A 19855-nucleotide genomic window follows, 5' to 3' on the forward strand; every position below is an offset into this window, starting at 1 on the left:
TCCCCGAACAGCCCGCACTGGTTCAGTTCGCTCGTGAGGAACTGGACTGGATGATCTTGGCCAGGTCCCGGGGGCGGCTCCACATAGGCCAATGTCCCGTGGGGAGGTCAATGACCTCGAGCTGCTCGATATTCGCCACCTCGGCAAACATGGCGTGGCCGGTGTGGGCCAACTCCAGCACCTGCGCGCCAGAGATCGAGCAGCACACCAGGGTGGTCCGGACCTTGCGGCGGGCATCATTCCGCAGCTCGACGGGCTGACGAAGCACCGGGCCGGGCTCAGGCACTGCGCGGGCCCGAAAACGCTCAAGGATCTCTGGGGTCAGGCCTTCTAGACTTGCCTGCTGTGCGAGTACTTCAAGGGATGGCAGCGGAAGCTCCTCCACTTCTTTCGGGAGATCCGGAGCGAACGCGTTTCCTGTGGACACAGGGCCGGAGTCGACCCACACCACCTGGTGAACAAGCTCAGGGTGTCGGTCAAGGACCAGGCTGACAGGGGCGTTGGCACCACTGTGAGCGACGATCATCGCGGGCTGTTCTTCGGAAACGCCGAGTCGGGCAAAGATGTCCAGGACCGATGCAACTTGATCGTCGAGGGTCTTCGTCGCCCGCTCAGGATCATCCCTATCGAGCCCAGGGAGCGTCACTGCAACTGCACGGGAGTGGTCGGTTTCCAGGTGTTCAAGGACTTCATCCCACGCCCAAGCGCCCAGCCAGTGGCCGGCGATGAGAATGATGGGCTGACTGCTCGTAGTAGTTGTCATATCACTACCTTTGTAGGTCCTATGGGCAGGTGTATGTCACTATTTATGTCATGAATTTTGTGGGCACTGAACGGTGAAGCGAGCAGAACGACTTCTTGCCCTCTCCGAGATGCTGCGTCGTCACGGATCCCGGGGGTGCTCCGCCGATCGGCTGGCCAGAGAGTTCAGCGTTTCCGTGCGCACCGTCAAGAGGGACCTCGCTGCGCTCGAAAACAGCGGTGCGCCCCTATGGTCGCGCCCAGGACCTGGTGGCGGCTACGGATTGGCCGCCAGCGCTTCCCTGCCGCCTGTCAGCCTGTCCCCAGCGCAGGCCGTAGCGCTCATGGCAGCCGTGTCCGCTGCACCCGATGCCCCCTATGCCGATCTGGCAGCAGCCGGGATCCGGAAGATCGTAGATGTACTCGATCCCAGGACCCGGGCCAGAGCCGACGAACTGGCCGGCCGCGTCTGGGTCAATGCGCCTTCCCCCTCCTCGCGGACCATCAGATCGGCCCTGGAGGAGGCGATGTCTGAGCAGCGTGTAGTCCGCATCCGCTACACCTCCAAAGATGGGAACAGCACCATCCGCGACGTCGAACCCGTGCTGTTCGCCTCAACGAACGGCCAGTGGTACTTGGTCGGGTGGTGTCGACTCCGCAACGCCATCCGATGGTTCATCGTGTCGCACATCGAGCGAGCCAGCGTAACCAAGGCGGCTTGCGGCGGCCATACTATCCACGAGGTCGGAGAACCCCCGGCGAACGCCAAACCTGTGCATGGTCAGGGCGTGTGAGTCGCTCAAACAATCTCTCCGGCTCAATCACTCTGTCAGGTCAGTGCACCTAGTCGTCCAGCCGCACGCCCCGCAGCAGCAACATGGTTCCGCCCACGGCAACTGCGGAGGCCAGGAACACGCCCGCCGCGCCAAGGCCCACCGCCACAACACCGATTGCGCTGGGCAGGATCACTTGTCCCACCCTGTTTCCGGCCAACCGCAGGGCGAGCGCACGCCCGCGTTGGCCTTCGGGGGCTTGAGCCGAGAGCCAGGACATGGTGAGGGGTTGACCGATTCCCAGGCCCAAGCCGAGGAACGCCATGACGATGAACAACAACCACTCCGGCATCGGAATGGCCGCGACACCCAGGGCAACTGTGGAGATGGCCAGGCTGAGGACCAACAGCTTCATCCGGCCCAGTTTGCGGGACATGCTGCCCAGCCCCAGCCGCGAAACCATGGAGAACAGGGCTCGAACGGTCAGCATGAGGCCCACTGTGGCTGCGGTCAGGCCCCGCTCCGCGCCTAGTGCCGGCAGGTAGACAACGGTCAGGTCTACTACTGCCAGGACGGTGGCGCTGGTTGCCAACGCACGGACCACCCCCGGGGTCCGGAGGAGAGCCACAGCGCTGCCCTTCGGTCCTCCCTTGGCGGTGCGCCTCCCCTGGCTGACCCTTGAAGAAATCACGAACGTGGTCAGGAACAGCACCAAGCTCATGACCGTCGCTAGCAGGAAGATGGCCTGCGTGTTCGGGCGAACAGAGGCACCACCCACTACGGAAATGGCCAACGGTCCCAAGGCTTGGCCCAGCGATGCGGCGAAGGTCAGGTACCCGAAAGCAGAGTCCAAGCGCGAGGAAGCAGCGTTGTTCGCCACCACCGCCTGCTGCCCCACCACGCAGGCCAGCTGACCCGCGCCTAGAAGCGCTGTTCCGGCAACGAGCGCCGGAACCGAGGTCCCCCAGAACAGCAGAAACGCGGAACAGCCCAGTACGACGGCGGCCCCGATCGCCATGAGCCTGCGCTCACCCAGGCGGTCCACCAGTCCGCCGATGGGCAGGGCAAGCAACAGGGGAAACACTGCGTAGCTCGCGGCGAGAAGACCCAACGCGAACCCGGGAACGTCCAGTTCAAGCGCCCGGTACGTGGTGGCGGGCCGGACCAGGAAAGTGACAGCCTGAATGAGTGCGGAGTGAATCAGGAGTGCTGTGGACGAACGCCGTCCGAGTTCGCCGATCATTCGACCACGAGGCCCGTGCTTGAGATGACGCGCAAGGTCTCATCACGTGCGCCGATCACGTGATCGAAAGCGACCTTGGCTGCCTTCTCCGCATCTTTCGAAGCGATGGCTTCGACCAGGAGCCGGTGATTGGCGAGTGCTTCATCGCGTCGTTCGGGGGCGTTGTTGGTGAAGTATCTGTAGCGTTCAACCTGGCTGGTGATCTGCTCATGAAAGCGCTGGGCCCAAGAGTTTCGAGCGATCCTGGCGATGGCTGCGTGGAGGGCTACCCCATATTTCATGGCTTCATCGGCGAACTCCACCAGTGCGGCATTGCGCGCAACAATTCCCCGAAGTTCTTCAAGGTCTGCCGGGCTCGCGTTGGCGCACGCTTCCCGTGCCATCAGCGACTCCAAGGCAGCACGGACGTCGTACAGCTCCGAAATCGCCGTCTCGTCCAGCACCGGAACAATGACACCGCCGGTGGCTTGTTGCTCGAGCAGGCTCTCCGAAATGAGCCGCCGGATGGCTTCCCGTAGCGGGGTGCGGCTGACCTGCAGGGCTGCGGCCATGACGGGCTCGTAGATTCGCTCACCAGGTTTGAGTTCGAGGCTGAGGATCTGGCGCTTCAGCTCGCCGTAGACAACGTGTGCCCCTGTGTTTCTTGGCTGTGTATCCGCCATGCTGGGCCGCCCGTCAAAGAAGTGTACTTGTATACAAGTATCCACTATCTCCTGAGCGCCCCGCAACCACAGCAACGCGGGGTCACTTATGGCCCCTTCCAGCGCCCAAAAGGGGCCATAAGTGACCCCGCGTTGCTTGAATGGAGGTGACCACTTCTGACTGACCACGAACGAGCCTGTTCGAATGCCTTGTTGCCGCGCCAAGAGCCTCATAGTCTCGGCTTGCCCGGCCTTCCCGGAAACCGGGCAGCACCCGATGAAACCCGCGACGATGAGGTCCACCCATGGCGTTTACCGCTCGAAGAATCCGAAGGCCTGTGGCAGTGCTGGCGGCAGCTGTCACTGCAGCGGCCGGCCTTGCGCTCATGCCCGCAATTACACCGCAAGCACACGCGGCCGATACAACCGCCGTCACCATCACTCCGAACCCGGCCAGCCGTGGCGAAGCGTTCGAAGGTTGGGGCACCAGCCTGGTCTGGTTCGCGAATGCGACGGCGGGTTACTCGCCTGAGCTGCGTGAGGAGCTGTACCAGAAGGTCTTTGGCGAGAACGGGCTGAACCTCAACATCGCCCGGTACAACGTGGGTGGTGGCAACGCCTCGGACGTCGCCGACTACCTGAATGACGGCAGCGCTGTGGAGGGATGGTGGAAGCCGGTGGCTGAAGCGCAACCCGGTCAGCCGGCGTCGAACCTTTACAACCCGGACGGAACCGTAGACAAGACGCAGGCCAACAAGCTCGCGTTCCTGAACGAGTGGGATCCGGACGACCCCGCCTCCTACAACCCCGACGCCGACGAGAATCAGCGTTGGTGGGTGGAACGCCTCGCCGCGGACCAGCAGATCACCCACTGGGAAGCCTTCAGCAACTCCCCTCCGTGGTTCATGACCAAGAGCGGTTACGTGTCCGGCCAAGTGAACACCAATAAGGGCGAGAATCTGCTGCCCGAAGCCGAGGCGAAGTTCGCCGCCTACATGAGGAACGCCGTCGAGCTTCTCGAAAAAGGCAGCGGCATCAAAGTGGACACCGTTGATCCGTTCAACGAGCCGAACTCGGGTTACTGGGGTACGGACATTGACGCCGCCACCGGCAAGCCGCCCACCACGTACACGCAAAAACAGGAGGGCGCGCTGATCTATCCCGCCGCCCAGGATCGCGTGACCAAGTTGCTGGCCGCGGAACTCGAAAAGGGCAGCACGGACGCCGTCATCTCCGCGATGGACGAGACCGATCCCACCAAGTTCATGACCAACTGGAACGGCTACAGCCAGGAGGCCAAGGACGCCGTTGCGCAGCTCAACGTCCACACCTACGGCACCAATGATCGCCGCAGGGTCCGCGACCTCGCCAACTCCACGGACAAGCCGCTGTGGATGAGCGAGGTTGGCGGCTTCTGGACGGGCAACCCCGCGCTCGGCGACTCCACCAGCGGCTGGGACCGCTCCAACATCACCAACGGCTTGGGCATCGCGGGCCGGATGGTCAATGACCTCCGCGAGCTCGATCCCAACGCCTGGGTGTTCTGGCAGCCTGTGGAGGACACGTACAAGCAAGAGAAGGCCGACAAAGGCTGGGGCTCCATCTACGTTGACTTCGACTGCAACTACGAAGGCCGCGAAGGCTTCTCCAACCGCCGCATCAACGACGGCGCAACCGGGGAACAAGCCAAATGCAAGGTCCTGACCAACCAGAAATACAACACCACCCGGAACTTCACGCACTACATCCGGCCCGGCGACTTCCTCATCCAGAACGACAACGCCAAGACCGCCAGCGCCCTCCGCGCCGACGGAAACGGCGCCACATTGGTTCACTTCAATGACACCCCGACGCCGGAAAAGGTCACCATCGATCTCAGCCGCTTCGGTGAAATCGCCCCCGGCGCCAAGGTCACGCCCGTGGTCACCACCAAGTCGCCGCTGGACGACATCGAGAAGAACGCCCTCGTGAAGGGTGCGCCGGTAGCAGTTGATGCCACGGCCAAGTCCGCCACGCTCGAGGTTCCTGCCGCATCAGTGGTGACATTCGTCGTCGACGGCGTCAGTGGAGTTTCGGAGGACGCCGCACCCGTGCAGGACGGCCACAGCTATCACCTCAGCGGTGAGGCGAGCGGCAAATACCTGACCGGGCGTGGGAACGGCACCGCCTCGATCGAAGAACTCGGCACCGACGCCGCTGGTGTGGCTCCGCAGATGTGGACGTTCAACGCCGTGTCTGCGGAAGATGAGTTCGCGAACGATCGCCGTTGGGTTCTTACGAACAAGGATGGCCGAGTACTCACAGGCAACGGTGGAGTGCTGAACGGCAGCCAGAGCGGGCCGGCAACACTGGCTTCCCTGACGTTGGATCAGGCCAAGGCCACTCCCTCTGCACAGTGGACAGTGACGACGGAGAACGGCAAGCAATGGTCCCTGGTGAACGCAGGCGCCGCGATTGCCCTGCAAGTTTCGGGCAACCAGACAAGGGCGGGAACCTCCGTGGCCCTGGCAACCTCTACCGGAACCACAGCAACCGCTGCCGCCAACCCGCACCAGGCCTGGGCTTTCACGGACATTGCAGATCTCAAGCTCTTGGGAGTTTCCCCTGTTGAGCTGAGCACGCCCGTAGGGACTGCGCCGGTCCTGCCAGCCACGGTCACGCCCGTTTACGAGGCAGGCCCCGGCAAGCAGTTGGCCGTCACCTGGGCACCGGTGGATCCTTCCTCATGGCAGAAGGCCGGCAAAGTAACGGTCTACGGTTCAGGGGTTGACCCGTACGGTCAAACCTTCGAAGCCGTTCTCACGGTCACGGTGGGCTCCTACATCGCCACGGACCCTGTTTCCGTGACCGTTGGAACCGGATCATCGGTGGCTTCCATACAGGCCTTGGCTCCGGCCAGCGTGCCTGGACAGATCGCCGATGGTCCCGCCCGGAATCCACTGGCCGTCACCTGGGACTGGTCCGCAGTGGCAGTATCAGCTCTGCAAAACCCGGGCACCGTCACGGTACCCGGAACCGCCAACGGCCTCCCGGCCTCGCTGACCATCATTGTGGTGGACCGCGTTCCTGTAGCCAACATCTGCAAGGACGACCCCACCACCACGGCCACCGCAAGCTACACCGAGGGCTCCTACATCGCGAAGAACACCTGCGATGCCAACGCCACCACGCGCTGGTCCAACTGGGTAAGCGGCGGCCGTGCCGGTGACAGCCTGAGCTACGCCTTCAGCCGCGACTACACCGTTTCCTCCGTGACCGTCACGTCCGCGGAAAAGGTTGCGGCGAGCCTTAAAGTCCAGTACCAGGACGCCTCCGGAACATGGAAGGACACCTCCGCGGGAACCATCACAGGACTCTCGATCTCTACACCGACCACCGTCCGTTTCGACCCCGTCACCACCCGTGGGATCAGGGTTTCGTTCGTGACCACGGCGTCGTACACAAAGATCGCTGAGGTTGCCATCGCCGGTTCCCGCCTGGCCGACGCCGGGCTTGCCGACCTCGGCCGACTCCTCGTCAACCAGGCCTCGGTAGTGGGCTTCGCCCCGGGGACCACCGACTACCGGGCGCTGACGACGTCGGCGACTCCCGCCGTCGTCGGCTACCCGCTGGACACCAACGCAAAGGTAACCGTGCAGCAGCCCACCGTTGAGAACCCGACGGCGGTGATCACCGTGACAGCGCCGGACGGCACCACCAAGGAGTACCGAGTGACGGTGTCCACGGGCAAGGACGCGTGCAAGAACGATGGCTGGAAGACGAGCCCATCGCCCGTGTTCAAGAACCAAGGACAGTGCGTGAGTTACTTTGCAGGTGGGCAATAAGAAAATTCTGGGTTAGTGAGGCCCCTCGGGATTTTGATCCTGAGGGGCCTTGCTGTGTCTTCACCGAAGTGGGATGAGTACGTGCAAATGAACAGCTAATTGCCCGTAGCTGTTATTTAGAGGCTAAAATAACAATAAAGGACACCTTACTAGGCTTTGGAGGCCCTCTTGCCAGTGTGGCCAGCGCATGGCAACAAGGTAATGCCCTGGAAATCATCAGGTCGTCCCCCACGGGAGGACCGCATGTTCACCGAAGTCGAAGTTTCACTTCCGCCCAGAATTGCCGGGCTTTGGTTCGAACCCGGCCGGGAAACGATGGTGGCACTCGAAGAGGCCGCTGTTGCCGTCGCATCGTTGGACGTGTCGGCGGGTTCTCGCATGGCTGCCATCAGCGGCTTTCTGCTGCGAAGCGAAGCGGTTTCCTCTTCAAAGATCGAGCATGTGGACGCCAACCGCAACGATTACGCCCGCGCCTTGATCGGTCTGAAGGCCACCGATCAAGCGAGATCCATGGTCGCAGCAGCGGAAGCCGTGCAGAGCATGATCAGCGATGCAGGGGACACTGGCGAGGTCCGTTTGGAGGCTCTGCTTAAGGCCCACAAGGCCCTGATGAAAGACGACCCAATGGACGGGCACAACGCCGGTTCATTCCGGAATGTGCAGAATTGGATCGGCGGAAGTGACTACTCACCTCGAGGAGCCATCCACGTTCCCCCTCCGCCGGCGCTGGTACCCGAACTCATGGACGACCTCATGGCATTCTGTGCCCGGAAGGACGTCCCCATCATGGCGCAGGCGGCCATTGCCCATGCCCACTTTGAGTCCATCCACCCTTTTACCGACGGTAATGGCCGAATAGGACGTGCTCTGATCGGTACAATTTCACGTCGTAGAAGACTGACCAAGAACACGGTCACGCCCATAGCCTCTGCGATGGTAGCGGACGTGGAGACCTACTTTTCCTTACTCAACAATTACCGCAACGGTGACGCGGATCCATTCGTCCTCTATCTGGCAAAGTCAGCTATGCGTGCTTCCCAAGCCGCCAGTGAATCGGTCGCGGCTCTCGATGAGCTCCCGGCATTGTGGACCGACTTACTCCGCCCCAGGAAAAACTCTGCGGAAGCAAAGCTCATCCCTTGGCTGCTTGAACAGCCCGTTTTCGAAGCACACCGGGCAGCGTATGTCGCTGGTGTTGAGGAAACGTCCATATACAAAACCCTGAACCGAATGACCGAAGCCGGCGTGCTGTCCCTGGTCTCGCAATCGCAACGGAATCGCGCCTGGGCAGCGATGGAAGTCTTGGATGAGGTAGATCGTCTCAACCGGCGGCTGGCCCTCAAAGCCGTCTGAGCTTTCAGTCGCGCACCCAGCGGTAGGGCGTGGTCGTGGAGACCTTGAGCAGCCCGGAGCGTTCCAGGATTGGCCGCGAGAATTCGGTGGAGTCGCTGTGGATGAGGGTCTTTCCCATCTCGAGTGCGGCCTGCGCGCGGCGGGCCGTCAATGCCCTGTAGATCCCGCGGCCGCGCCATTCTTCCCTGGTGGCACCACCCCAGATACCGGCGAAGGCTGTGCCGGGCACTGGCTCCAGACGTCCTGCGCTGACTATTGTTCCGTCAGCCTCCGCCACCCACAATTGCATCCCGTCATCCAGCGAGAGCCTATGCAGCAGGGCATCAGCCATCTCATCTGAGACAGGCTCGCCGAAGACCTCGTCTTGCATCGCGCTCATCGCCCGGACGTCGGCTTCGTCCGTCACCTGCCGTAGGGTCACGCCGTCGGGAAGTGGCACAGCTGTGCTCAACGCCTTCGCTTCACCGATCATGATCGATTCGGCGTCGTCCTGGGTGAAGCCGTTCTCGATGAGGGCCTCGTGCAAACCCGGAGCGTGGTCATGGCCACGGGATTTCCATTCCACCCTGGTGATGTCAGGTTCAGCACGGAAGAAGGCGACTGCCTCGGCAACGAGCCGCGTGATGGTGTGCGCATCCGCGTCACCGAGGTCCTGGTACGTGACGAAGCCGCGGCCCTTCATGAAAGTGACCAAACGCAGGGGGCCGTGCTGGGTGACCTTGAGGGCACTCGGCGTCTCCGCGTCTGTGCGGAGGTTGGCGTCATACGCGGCGAGGAAGCGGGCTCGATCATCGGTTTGGCTCATTCCGCGAGCCTACTGGAAGCCGGGGCCGCCCGATTCGATGGCTTGCTGCGCGTTAGATGGTAGGCATCGTCGAGTGCGCAGCTACGCATCGAACCGGGTGAGCCGTTCAAGCTCTACCCCACGTCAGAGCGACCCAATGGCCGCCGATTCGACGGCTCGCTGCGCAGAAGACGGTAGGAGTCGTCTAGTGCGCAGCTACGCATCGAAAGGGGCGCGCCACAGCCGGGCGAGGCGTTCCACGGCAAACGAGGTGCCGTCGGGGAACACGAAAAGGCCCTCGCCCTCCCCTTCCCCGGCAACAAACGTGACACCCCCGTCCGGCGAAGCACCTCCCCCGCCGGCGAGGATCACGACGGCGGCGTAGTCGCCGTCGTGCGCGGTGCCCGAGGTGCCCACCCATGGAATGGTGAGTTCCGAGCCCATGGGGTGCGCACCCGAACGCACAAACGTCCCGGACGAACCCAGCTCCACGCCGTACCCGGGCACCGGACGCACCGCGCTGACCATGAAAGAGGAAGCGTCCACCGGCCAGCCACCAATCCTCAGCGGGGCCTCCGAATCCCCAGCACCTGCGACGTCCGCGGAAGCACCCGTAACCCGCACCAGCCTCAGCTCAACGGCCCCGCGCGTCACCGAAACCACCGTCACCGAGGGCCCTGGAGTAGAAACGCCGGCCACCCCGCTGCCGTGATCGGGACCGGCGTCGGGATCGGGTTCGATCCAATGTGCCGTGCACCGGGAGGCACCCACGTGGAAGCCGCCCTCGGCAAAGGACCCGAGGTGCTCAAAACCTGTCCGATGCGTCAGCCGGCCGGAGGAATCAACAAACGCCACCGCATTGTCCACGGACTCCGGTACCAAGTCAGGGAACGTGTGCGTCGAGTACCCGATCCGCGCATACAGCGGCGAGTCAGCCACCACGGCACCAACAACAGCGTGATCCGTGGCATGGTTCCGGATCCGGACCACGCCATCGGCGCGAGTCCCGTCAACCTGCCAACCCGGCGCCGCGATCAGCCGCTGCGTGTCGGCAACTTCAACGGGCAAAGGAGCCTCAACCGATGTCCACGCCATGTGATCCGCCGGCAGTGCCAGCCCGAGCATGCCCTTCGCAGCCCAGTATGGCGAGCCGGCACCGGAGTAGGCCTGCTTCATGCCAGCGAATTCTCCGTGCCAGCCAATGGACAGGAGACCATCCTCGGTGATCGATCCGTGCCGGGCAAAGTAGTCGAGCATCCCGGATGCTGCCCGGCGCGCCAGGCCAGGTGCCAAACGCGTGTGCCCGGACAACTCCCCTACCCAGAAAGGTGCCGCAGCCGCGAACCGGTAGATCAAGCTCCGCCCTTGTATCAGTGGAGCTCCGTTTGCACCCACGAGGTAGGCGGCGTCGTCCAGGAAGTCAGCCAGCCGATCGCCGTCGAGCTTCTTGCGGGCGGCAACGCGAGGATCGTTGGGCGCCATCAGCGCCCAGAGCTGCGGATACACCTGGAACGCCCAGCCAACATAGTGGTCGTACGCCCGTTCCGGACCGTCAGCGAACCAGCCACCGCCCCGGTACAGCGAGTCGTGGATGGCGAGTCCGGCGTCGATATCCTCGTCGGAATACCCGCCACCAACGGATGCCAGGAATGTCTCCACCACAATCTGGAACCACACCCAGTTGATGGGCGGGTACTCCTCACCGATCACGGTCTCGAACCAGGCAATGAGCTGCTCCTGCACGCGCTCCGGGAGCTTGTCCCACAGGACGTCGCGCGTCAATGCCAGCCCAACAGCCAACGACGCCGCCTCCACTTTCGCCTGCCCCAGCTCACCTGGCGTTGGCCACCGGTCCGGGTTCCCGGGGTTGGTTCCGGCATCGAGACCGGCGGCATACCACTCCGCGATCCACCCGGTGCTGGCTGGGTCGCCCGCAATCCGGAATGAGGCCAGCAGGAATGTCCGGGCGAAGGCTTCCAGCGAATCACTCCGCGGGCCGTACCGGCTATTGGCTCCGGGCAAGTGAATGTTGGCGTGGTCCTCCGTCCCAAAGTAATGGGCAGAGCGTAGGAGGTGATCCGCATACGCGCACCAGTGCTCGCGGGTCAGGCCGGTATAAGGGGACAGCTTGTGGTCGAGGGGCGGCAAGAGCATCAGCGTGAGTCCTCCAGGAGTACTCCGGCGAGCCCTCGCGGCGCACCCAACGACGAATCGCGCACAATCAGCTCAGGGTTCAGGTCAATGCGATGCACAGGGCGCATCCTTCCTTCGGCCAGGCGGGCAGCCATGAGCTGCACCGCCACCTTGCCGACGTAGCTCTTGGGAGGCCGGACCGCGGAGATCGCAGGCTCGGCAAGGTAAGCCACTTCGTCGTCGTATCCAACGATCGCCATGCTGCCGGGAACGTCTACCCCGCGGTCCACGCAGTGCTGCACGAACGCCACGGCCTGGGTATCGGAGTGCACCAACATGGCGGTGGTCCCTGATGAACGGCAGAGCTCCAAGACGTGATCGAAGTGCTTGGCCCGGTCTCCGTTGTCCAGCTTGGCCGAATCCTCGTGGATGGACTTATCCAGCGGGATCTTCAGAGCGTTCATTGCCTGTTTCCACCCCCGGACCACGTGGGGGCTGGTGGGGCTCGACGAATCGGTGAGGCAGCCGATCATCCGGTGCCCCTCCTGCCACAAATGCCGCACGGCCATCCCCGCACCGAAGGAGTGATCCGTCGCCACCCATTCGAGACGGTGCGACGGGATCTCCGACGGCGCCCGACGCTCAGCCATGATCACCGGAATGGGCAAGGCATTCAGCCAGCGGAGAAGCTCCTTGCCGTGCTCACCACCCATGTCCGGGGCCACGATCAGGCCGTCAATGTTCTGGGTATCCAGGAGTGCCTGGACCTGGCGGCGGTTATCGGCAGCGTCATAGGCGGAGCCACGCACCAGGATACGGAGGTTCTGCACCTCGGCCTCCCCACGTGCCCCGGAAATCACCTGCGGCCAGTAATAATCCAAGGACGGAACCACCATGCCGATTGAATAGCTGTGAGCCGACTGGCGCCCCACAGCCGCCGACCGATCCAACGGGCTGGGCAACGTGGCACCGCCGTGAACACGCGAAACGAGTCCTTCGTCCGCCAGCGTATTCACGTCGCGACGGATGGTCAGCTCACTGACGCCCAGCTTCGCGGCGATATCCCGCACAGTAATGGCACCATGTGCGCGCAACTCCTCCATGAGCCGCTCACGTCGTTGCAGCGAAAACAGCGATTTTCCGCCCACTTCGGGGGTCTGTTCGGAACTCAAGATGTTGCCTCCACTGTGAGGGTGAATGCGCCGGAAGCGCGGTTTTCGGCGGGCATGCGGAAACGGAGCCGAGTCAGTTTCTTGCCCCAGATATCGCTGAGGAGAGGATCGTCCAGGAGCCACTCGTCCACCAGTACGACGGCCGTGGCCGGCTTCCAGCGAAGATGCAGTCCCTTGGTGGTTTTCGCAGCCGGAATCCCCTCGGGCGTGATGGTCGCCGTCGCGTCTGAACCGACGCTGACGGTGCCGGCAACCAGGTAGGTGATGTCGACGTCGTGCGTTCCCTCCGGCGGGTGCGCTCCCAGGTTCCAGCGATCGTCGATGACAACGCTGCCCGCCTCGCGGTTCATCAGCGAGGTGCGGATCCATTGCTCGGCGTGGTCCAAGCCGTAGGCGGCACCGAGTCCGAGGGCAAGCGTGGGTTCCTCGCCAGTGGGCTCCTGGAGAACGGTTGCCCCAAACGAAGACCCGGTCCCCTGTTCCAGCCCGAACGGCGCCGGCACACTATGCCAGGCGCTCTGCATGGCCCGGATCCGGTATCGATCAGGTCCGAACGTTTGGGCGGTGTACGTGGGCTGGCCGGCATCGACCAGCAGCGGCACGCCATCCACGGCGACCACTACCGAACCGACATCCCGGTGGTTGTGGTGCTCGCCGTTGTGCCCGCCCTTCGTCGCAAGCGTGAGCCCGTCGGAGGAGCCAGGGGTTTGCCGCGCCACCATGATCTGGACCGACGGCAGGTACGTCCCCCAACTGGGTGACAGATCAGGCCGTTTTGAGGGCTGAGAACGGTCTGATCTGCTACTTAATTGGGTGAGGTGGGTAAGGACGCGGCCAAGTCCGGCGGCGGCGTTGGGTTCGGGTTCGACGGCGGCAAAGGCGGCGGCATGCCGGGCAGCCTCCACGTCCCCCAGCCGGACAGCCCAGCGGTGCAGCATTCCCCACGGGAGTCCTTGGTGCGCACGGGCGGGACCATCAGCAACGTTGAGAAACCAGCGATCGCCCAAGTGCATGCGGTGCGGGAAGGCCACCAACGCGCGGATCACCGGCAGGTCCGGGTTCAGCTCACCACCGCTGGCCTCTTCCAGCAGGGCAAGGCCTTCCAGTGCACGGCCGGCCCCGTTCCACCAGTAGGCGAAGCCCTCGTCGATTGCGCCGTCCGCAGGGATGGAGGCGAGGAAGCGGTCCAATCCTTCGATGCAGCGGGCAACAACCTCTGCCTGCACCCCAGGGTCATCAACCAACAACAGTGCTGCCGCGATGATGTTCGAGTGGATCCACGGGTTCCAGTTGTGGACATCGCCGTCCAACCCCAGCCAATGCCAGTCGAGGCGGTCCAGGAAAGGGCTGATCACGCGCTCTTGCGCCTCGAGCCTGATCCGCCGGCGCAGTCCGGGGGCACGGGCATCCAGTTGCGAACCCAGCACGTGATCCAGCCACGCGAGCTGGGCCACCACCTCTCCTGCGCCGAGATCCAGGTACGGCCGGGATCGATCCGGGACAACGTCGCCGCTGCGCGTGAACACGTCATCATGCGCGGCCCAGCTCCACGAGCTCTGCTCGCAGAGGAGGTATGCGCCGTCGATCACCTCATCAAGCCAGCCCGGTTCAGCGGAGCCCCCCACAGCGGCCAGCGCGACGGCGCGGGTCAGCCGCTGTTGTCGGCTCGCCACCAGTCCCTCGTAGGCTGTGCGGTTGCCGTCGCGGAAATAGCGGGCGTAATGCGAGACCAACGGTTGGGGCCAGGGGCTCGCCTTCTCGGCATCCGCCTGGCCGCGCAGCTCGGAAAGCACCCCGGCAGCAGCGAGCTGCCATCCGGCGTCGGACGCTGGACGAACGGTGAGGCGATCGCGAAAGCCACGAAGAGACTCCTTCAAGGCGGGTGCGCTTGCAGACGAACCCCAAGCGCTCAGGAGGGGCGGCGCGTCAACGGCAGTGGTGCCGGTAGCCATAGGAATTCTTCTCTCATTTGTTCGAGTATGAACGTTTAAGATCAAGCTCGATTGAGTTGAATGAACTGTCTTGTTTATGAGTATGTACTGATTATTAGATGTGATGCAACACATAAATCACGGTCGAACAGGCCGCCGATAGTTTCGAAGGGAGGATCCCCTCAATGTCGCTCAAGCCCCAGGCACTGCTGGTCATGAATAGCGGAACCTTTGCTGATCAGTTCGACTCCACACGACTGGAGCGGCTGGCAGGAATGGTGGATCTCGGTGATCAGCCGTGGACGGATTCCTTGGACGCTCCGGAGTTGACGGGCCGCCTGGAAGAGGTGGAAATTCTCCTCACCAGCTGGGGAGTTCCGCAGCTCAACGCAGAACGACTGGAGCGCATGCCCAAGCTTCGGGCAGTTTTCCACTGTGCAGGAACAGTGCGCAGCTTCGTCAGCGAGGAACTCTGGGATCGCGGGATCACCGTCACCAACGGAGCCGACGCCAACGCCATCCCCGTAGCCGAGTTCACGTTCGCCTCAATAGTCCTGGCAGGCAAAAAGGCCCATGTGCTGGCCAACGATGCCCGCACTTTTCGCGCCGACTGGAGCTACATCGGTGACCGTGGCGAGCTCGGCAACATCGGACGGGTCATCGGCGTCATCGGGTTCTCCCGAATCGGCCGCCGGGTGGTCCAACTGGTCCAGCAACTCCAGGATGTCACCTGCCTGGTGAGCGATCCCTACGCCGATCCACTTGACGTCGCCGCCGCGGGCGGCAAGCTGGTCACGCTCGAAGAGCTCCTGCCCGTGTCCGATGTCGTCACTATCCACGCACCCGCCCTGCCTGAAACCCGCAACATGATCAGTACCGCTGAGCTGCAGTCCATGAAGGACCACGCGACGCTCATCAACACCGCCCGCGGTTCACTCGTTGACACTGAAGCCCTCGAGAAAGAGTGCGCCACCGGACGGATCACTGCCCTGTTGGATGTCACGGAACCCGAGCCGCTGCCCGCGGAATCCACACTGTACAACCTCCCCAACGTGATCATCACCCCGCACATCGCAGGTTCGCTCGGGACTGAAACCAGGCGGATGTCCGATGCCGCGCTGGACGACCTGGAGCGATACCTCGCCGGCAAGGACCTCCTTGCCCAAGTAGTCCACGCGGACCTCGGCCTCAGCGCCTAGGTCCCCCTCAAGAACACCTCGGCACCAAACCAACGCCGCACCTACGGCAAACTTAAAACCCAGTACTAAAGGAGAACGCAATGAAGCGCACAACCCTCGCCGCAATCGCCCTTGCGGTGACTGCAGGGCTCGGACTCACCGGCTGCGCCGGCGCTGCCGGTCCCGCCGAACCGCAGGCGGCCGAAGGCAAGACCCGGCTGACCGTCTCGGTGTGGAACTACGAGGGCACCCCGGAGTTCAAGGCCCTCTTTGACAGCTACGAGGCCGCCAACCCGAACATTGATATTGAACCCGTGGACATCCTGGCCGATGACTACCCCCAGAAAGTCACCACCATGCTGGCTGGCGGGGACACCACTGACGTCCTCACCATGAAGAACGTGATCGACTACTCCCGCTACGCCAACAACGGCCAGCTGCAGGAAATCAATGACGTTGTGGACAAGGTGGGCAAGGACAACCTCGCCGGCACGGACGCCTTCAACATCGATGGCAAGTACTTCGCAGCTCCCTACCGCCAGGACTTCTGGCTCCTGTACTACAACAAGGACCTGTTCAAGGCCGCCGGAATTGAAGATCCCAAGGACCTGACCTGGGAGAAATACACCGAGATCGCCAAGAAGCTCTCCACCGAGGCTGACGGCAAGAAGACTTACGGCACTTACCACCACATCTGGCGTTCAGTGGTTCAAGCCATCGCAGCAGCCCAGAACGGTGCTGACCAGAACAGCGGCGACTACGGCTTCATGGAAGATCAGTACAACACAGCACTTGACCTGCAGAAGTCCGGCGCCACCTTGGACTTCGGCACCGCCAAGAGCCAGAAGACCAGCTACCGCACCATGTTCGAGTCCGGCCAGGCAGCCATGATGCCCATGGGTACCTGGTACATCGCCGGCATCCTGCAGGCCAAGAAGGACGGCAAGACCAACGTCAACTGGGGCTTGGCTCCGATGCCGCAGAAGAACGACGACGGCAAGGTCACCACGTTCGGTTCGCCCACGGCCTTCGCCGTGAACAAGAACGCAACCCACTCCGATGAGGCCAAGAAGTTCATTGAATGGGCCGCCGGAGAAGAGGGCGCCAAGGCGATCTCCAAGATCGGCGTAGTCCCGGCTCTGCAGAACGATGCCATCACCGCTGAGTACTTCAAGCTCGATGGCATGCCCACGGACGAGCTGTCCAAGAAGGCCTTCACGCCGGACACCACTGAACTGGAAATGCCCGTTAGCGACAAGTCAGCCGCTACGGACAAGATCCTCAACCAGGAACACGACCTCGTCATGGTGGGCGAGCGCTCCGTTAGCGATGGCATCGCCGAGATGGGCAAGCGTGTCACGAGCGAAGTGCTGGGCAAGTAATCCTGCCAGGCAAGTAACTCTCCCCGGTTCCGGTGCTGCATCCTTGAGGCGCAGCACCGGAACCCGGACCTGAACTCTCCGGATCCTGAAATGGAGGAACGCCCCCGCCCCGGGAGCGGTCATCATGACTACAGAAACAATCCCCCAGGCACCTGCCCCCGTGCAGAGCCGCGGCAACAGGAAGCAAGCCAGGCGTAACACGCTGATTGGCTGGACGTTCATCCTTCCGAACTTCCTTGGCTTCCTGGCCTTCACCCTCATTCCAGTCGTGGCCGCCTTCGCGCTCTCCTTCATGGAATGGTCCTCGTTCAGCGCTCCCAAATGGATTGGCCTGGCCAACTTTGAGCGCATGTTCGCCTCCGACTCCTTCTGGATCGCACTGCGGAACACTGTTGTTTACGCCCTGGGCCACGTCCCTCTGACCATGGCGCTGGCACTGCTCCTGGCCATGCTGCTGAACCGGAAACTCAAAGGCATCGGCTTCTTCCGGGTTGCGATCTTCTTCCCGTACATCACCTCTCTGGTGGCTGTCGCAGTGGTCTGGAACATGCTGTTCAGCCCGGACAGCGGACCCATCAACCAGTTCCTCGGCGCAATCGGCATCGCCAACCCGCCCGGCTGGACCTCCAGCTCGGACTGGGCCATGCCTGCGGTGATCATCACCAGCGTATGGCGGGACATGGGCTACTACATGGTCCTGTACTTGGCCGGTCTTCAGGCGATCCCCACTGAGCTGTACGAAGCCGCCGAAGTTGACGGCGCAAGCGCCTGGCAGCGTTTCTGGAACGTCACCATCCCGTCCCTGCGTCCCACCACGTTCTTTGTTGTGGTCATGCTGACGGTCTCCAGTTTCAAGGTGTTCGACCTCATTGTGGTCATGACCAACGGCGGCCCCGGACGGTCCACCACGGTGCTGTCCCAGCTGATTTACCAGGAAGGCATTGGCGAAGGAAAGTTTGGCTACTCCTCGGCCATCTCGCTGGTCCTGTTCATCATCGTGCTGACGGTCACCGTCCTGCAGTTCAAGATCCAACAGCGGAGGGAACGCTGATGACCAACATGGCCGAAGACCTCAAAGCCACTCATGTGACGGACGCAGCCTCGTCTCCGTCAGGCGCACCCAGTGCGGAAGACCGTCGTCGTACTGACCGCAAGCGTTCCCCGCGCGAGCAGAAGAAGCGCACCGCGAACATGGTGATCTACGGTGTCCTGGTGGTTCTGGTGGTGGCGCTCATGGTGCCGTTCATCTGGATGCTCTCTTCGTCGCTGAAGGAGAACAACCAGGTCCTCACCGTACCCATCCAGTGGATTCCGCAGGAGTTCGTGTGGAGCAATTACACGGACATTTGGACCCGGATCCCCATGATGGGGTACCTGCAGAACTCGCTCTACCTCGCCGTGATCATCACCTGCCTCCAGGTCCTCACGGGCTCGCTGGCTGCGTACGGTTTTTCGAAGGTCCGCTTCCCGGGCCGCGATGTGCTGTTCCTCGCCTACATCGGCACCATCGCCGTTCCGTGGCAGGCCTACATGGTGCCGCAGTACATCATGATGCAGAACCTGGGCCTGACCAACAGCTTCAACGCCCTGATCCTGCTCCAGGCATTCGGCGCGTTTGGCGTATTCCTGATGCGCCAGTACTACATGACCATCCCGGACGAGCTCTGCGAAGCCGCCCGGATTGACGGCCTCAGCGAGTACGGCATTTGGGCCCGCGTGATCCTGCCCCTGTCCAAGCCGGCCCTCGCCAGCCTGGCACTGCTCACGTTTGTGAACACGTGGAACGACTACATGGGTCCGTTCATCTACCTCACGTCCAACCGTCTCTGGACTGTCCAACTGGGCCTGCGGTCCTTCGTTGGCCAGTTCGACGCTGAGTACGCCATGATCATGACCGGCTCCGTGATCTCCGTGATCCCCATCCTCATCATCTTCCTGATCGGCCAGCGCTACTTCATTCAAGGCATCGCCACGAGCGGGATGAAAGGATGAGTACCGCGGCGGGGCAGAAGCGACGGCGGTGGGCCGGACCGGGGTTCGAAACCTTCGGGAGCATTTTCGGCTTCATTTACACCTTCCTGGCCGGAAATGCCCTGCTCGCCGTGGCCAACGCCCCGCTGGTCCTCAGCCTCTCGCTGGTGGCCGACCCCGCGGCTGCATGGCCGTTCTTCCTGGCGCTCTCGGTCACTATTGCGCCGTCCCTCGCCGGCATCTTCGCTGCCTTCAAGGCCTTGAACGACGACGGCGGCGCTGTCAAGCCGGTTGCCGCATTCCTTCGGGGATACAAGCGCAGTTTCGCCAAGGCCGCGCTGCTCGGCGTAGGGGCTGTGGCCATGCTGATGTTCCTCGGCGTGGACCTGGCCGTCATCCAGAACAATGCCGCTGCCATTCCCGGCGCGGCACTTCTGGTGCCGCTGATCGTCGTAGCAGCCGCCGTAACGGTGACCCTATCCGTCACGGCGATTGCCGGCGTCGTACTTCTCCCTGAGGCGCAGCTGAAAAGCATCCTCAAGGCCTCGCTGTATTTGGCCGTTCAACGCTGGTACCTGAGCCTGGCCATGCTGGTGCTGCTGGGGATCATCGTTTCCGCGGCTGTAATGCAACCGGTCCTGGGCATCGCGCTGGCGCCGGCACCTCTGCTGTTCGTGATCTGGAGCAACGCTTCGTACGCCTTCCACGCCGCGCTCCGTACCCCGTAAT

The 19855-nt window shown here is 62.8% G+C and carries 15 protein-coding genes; 8 read left to right on the forward strand and 7 right to left on the reverse strand.

Annotated features, from left to right (window positions below; genetic code table 11):
* Nucleotides 1-22 precede the first annotated feature (22 nt).
* A complete protein-coding gene (locus J7I86_RS13085; RefSeq protein ID WP_214820460.1) occupies nt 23-763 on the reverse strand; it encodes an alpha/beta fold hydrolase in 741 nt (246 codons plus the stop codon).
* 73 nt (nt 764-836) lie between these two features.
* On the opposite strand from J7I86_RS13085, the gene J7I86_RS13090 reads away from it, so the two are divergent.
* Nucleotides 837-1535, forward strand: a complete 699-nt coding sequence (locus J7I86_RS13090; RefSeq protein ID WP_214820462.1) for a YafY family protein — start codon at nt 837-839, stop codon at nt 1533-1535.
* Nucleotides 1536-1584: 49 nt separating this feature from the next.
* Here the strand turns inward: J7I86_RS13090 and J7I86_RS13095 are convergent, their stop codons facing one another.
* Together J7I86_RS13095 and J7I86_RS13100 are read right to left on the reverse strand one after the other, a co-directional pair.
* A complete protein-coding gene (locus J7I86_RS13095) occupies nt 1585-2757 on the reverse strand; it encodes an MFS transporter (RefSeq protein ID WP_214820464.1) in 1173 nt (390 codons plus the stop codon).
* Nucleotides 2754-3419, reverse strand: a complete 666-nt coding sequence (locus J7I86_RS13100) for a GntR family transcriptional regulator (protein WP_214820466.1) — start codon at nt 3417-3419, stop codon at nt 2754-2756. Before J7I86_RS13100 ends, J7I86_RS13095 begins: the two co-directional genes overlap by 4 nt.
* Before the next feature lie 284 nt (nt 3420-3703).
* On the opposite strand from J7I86_RS13100, the gene J7I86_RS13105 reads away from it, so the two are divergent.
* Nucleotides 3704-7222, forward strand: coding sequence for an Ig-like domain-containing protein (locus tag J7I86_RS13105; RefSeq protein WP_214820468.1), 3519 nt, complete (start codon nt 3704-3706; stop codon nt 7220-7222).
* A 243-nt stretch (nt 7223-7465) separates the two neighbouring features.
* Entirely contained in the window at nt 7466-8575 is a 1110-nt protein-coding gene (locus J7I86_RS13110; RefSeq protein ID WP_286179736.1) for a Fic family protein, read from the forward strand.
* Between the two features lie 4 nt (nt 8576-8579).
* Here J7I86_RS13110 and J7I86_RS13115 read toward each other — a convergent pair whose 3' ends face one another.
* From J7I86_RS13115 to J7I86_RS13130, 4 genes are all read right to left on the reverse strand, one after another.
* Nucleotides 8580-9380 (reverse strand): GNAT family N-acetyltransferase, encoded by an 801-nt coding sequence (locus J7I86_RS13115; RefSeq protein WP_214820472.1) that lies wholly within the window; start codon nt 9378-9380, stop codon nt 8580-8582.
* A gap of 195 nt (nt 9381-9575) precedes the next feature.
* On the reverse strand, nt 9576-11513 hold the full coding sequence (locus J7I86_RS13120; RefSeq protein WP_214820474.1) for a DUF2264 domain-containing protein: 1938 nt from the start codon (nt 11511-11513) through the stop codon (nt 9576-9578).
* Nucleotides 11513-12664 (reverse strand): LacI family DNA-binding transcriptional regulator, encoded by a 1152-nt coding sequence (locus J7I86_RS13125; protein WP_286179737.1) that lies wholly within the window; start codon nt 12662-12664, stop codon nt 11513-11515. The genes J7I86_RS13120 and J7I86_RS13125 overlap by 1 nt, the downstream gene beginning before the upstream one ends.
* Nucleotides 12661-14616, reverse strand: coding sequence for a heparinase II/III family protein (locus J7I86_RS13130; protein WP_214820476.1), 1956 nt, complete (start codon nt 14614-14616; stop codon nt 12661-12663). The genes J7I86_RS13125 and J7I86_RS13130 overlap by 4 nt, the downstream gene beginning before the upstream one ends.
* Before the next feature lie 164 nt (nt 14617-14780).
* Here J7I86_RS13130 and J7I86_RS13135 point away from each other — a divergent pair, with 164 nt between their 5' ends.
* The 5 genes from J7I86_RS13135 (at nt 14781) to J7I86_RS13155 (ending at nt 19854) form a co-directional block, all read left to right on the forward strand.
* Nucleotides 14781-15794: a hydroxyacid dehydrogenase gene (locus J7I86_RS13135; RefSeq protein ID WP_214820478.1), complete on the forward strand. Its 1014-nt coding sequence runs from the start codon at nt 14781-14783 to the stop codon at nt 15792-15794.
* An 80-nt stretch (nt 15795-15874) separates the two neighbouring features.
* A complete protein-coding gene (locus tag J7I86_RS13140; protein WP_214820479.1) occupies nt 15875-17155 on the forward strand; it encodes an ABC transporter substrate-binding protein in 1281 nt (426 codons plus the stop codon).
* Nucleotides 17156-17279: 124 nt separating this feature from the next.
* Nucleotides 17280-18206, forward strand: coding sequence for a carbohydrate ABC transporter permease (locus J7I86_RS13145; RefSeq protein ID WP_214820480.1), 927 nt, complete (start codon nt 17280-17282; stop codon nt 18204-18206).
* Nucleotides 18206-19147 carry a carbohydrate ABC transporter permease gene (locus tag J7I86_RS13150; protein ID WP_214820481.1) on the forward strand — a complete coding sequence of 314 codons (942 nt, stop codon included), beginning with the start codon at nt 18206-18208 and terminating at the stop codon, nt 19145-19147. The genes J7I86_RS13145 and J7I86_RS13150 overlap by 1 nt, the downstream gene beginning before the upstream one ends.
* On the forward strand, nt 19144-19854 hold the full coding sequence (locus J7I86_RS13155; RefSeq protein WP_214820482.1) for a DUF624 domain-containing protein: 711 nt from the start codon (nt 19144-19146) through the stop codon (nt 19852-19854). The genes J7I86_RS13150 and J7I86_RS13155 overlap by 4 nt, the downstream gene beginning before the upstream one ends.
* The last annotated feature ends 1 nt before the right edge of the window (nt 19855 follow it).

The organism is Arthrobacter sp. ISL-95, from assembly GCF_018613695.1.
Taxonomy (GTDB): domain Bacteria; phylum Actinomycetota; class Actinomycetes; order Actinomycetales; family Micrococcaceae; genus Arthrobacter.

Coding starts and splice junctions, on each gene's coding strand:
- J7I86_RS13115 (WP_214820472.1), bottom strand. CDS start 9,380: ATGAGCCAAACCGATGATCGAGCCCGCTTCCTCGCCGCGTATGACGCC.
- J7I86_RS13145 (WP_214820480.1), top strand. CDS start 17,280: ATGACTACAGAAACAATCCCCCAGGCACCTGCCCCCGTGCAGAGCCGC.
- J7I86_RS13095 (WP_214820464.1), bottom strand. CDS start 2,757: ATGATCGGCGAACTCGGACGGCGTTCGTCCACAGCACTCCTGATTCAC.
- J7I86_RS13155 (WP_214820482.1), top strand. CDS start 19,144: ATGAGTACCGCGGCGGGGCAGAAGCGACGGCGGTGGGCCGGACCGGGG.
- J7I86_RS13120 (WP_214820474.1), bottom strand. CDS start 11,513: ATGCTCTTGCCGCCCCTCGACCACAAGCTGTCCCCTTATACCGGCCTG.
- J7I86_RS13135 (WP_214820478.1), top strand. CDS start 14,781: ATGTCGCTCAAGCCCCAGGCACTGCTGGTCATGAATAGCGGAACCTTT.
- J7I86_RS13085 (WP_214820460.1), bottom strand. CDS start 763: ATGACAACTACTACGAGCAGTCAGCCCATCATTCTCATCGCCGGCCAC.
- J7I86_RS13110 (WP_286179736.1), top strand. CDS start 7,466: ATGTTCACCGAAGTCGAAGTTTCACTTCCGCCCAGAATTGCCGGGCTT.
- J7I86_RS13100 (WP_214820466.1), bottom strand. CDS start 3,419: ATGGCGGATACACAGCCAAGAAACACAGGGGCACACGTTGTCTACGGC.
- J7I86_RS13150 (WP_214820481.1), top strand. CDS start 18,206: ATGACCAACATGGCCGAAGACCTCAAAGCCACTCATGTGACGGACGCA.
- J7I86_RS13140 (WP_214820479.1), top strand. CDS start 15,875: ATGAAGCGCACAACCCTCGCCGCAATCGCCCTTGCGGTGACTGCAGGG.
- J7I86_RS13130 (WP_214820476.1), bottom strand. CDS start 14,616: ATGGCTACCGGCACCACTGCCGTTGACGCGCCGCCCCTCCTGAGCGCT.
- J7I86_RS13105 (WP_214820468.1), top strand. CDS start 3,704: ATGGCGTTTACCGCTCGAAGAATCCGAAGGCCTGTGGCAGTGCTGGCG.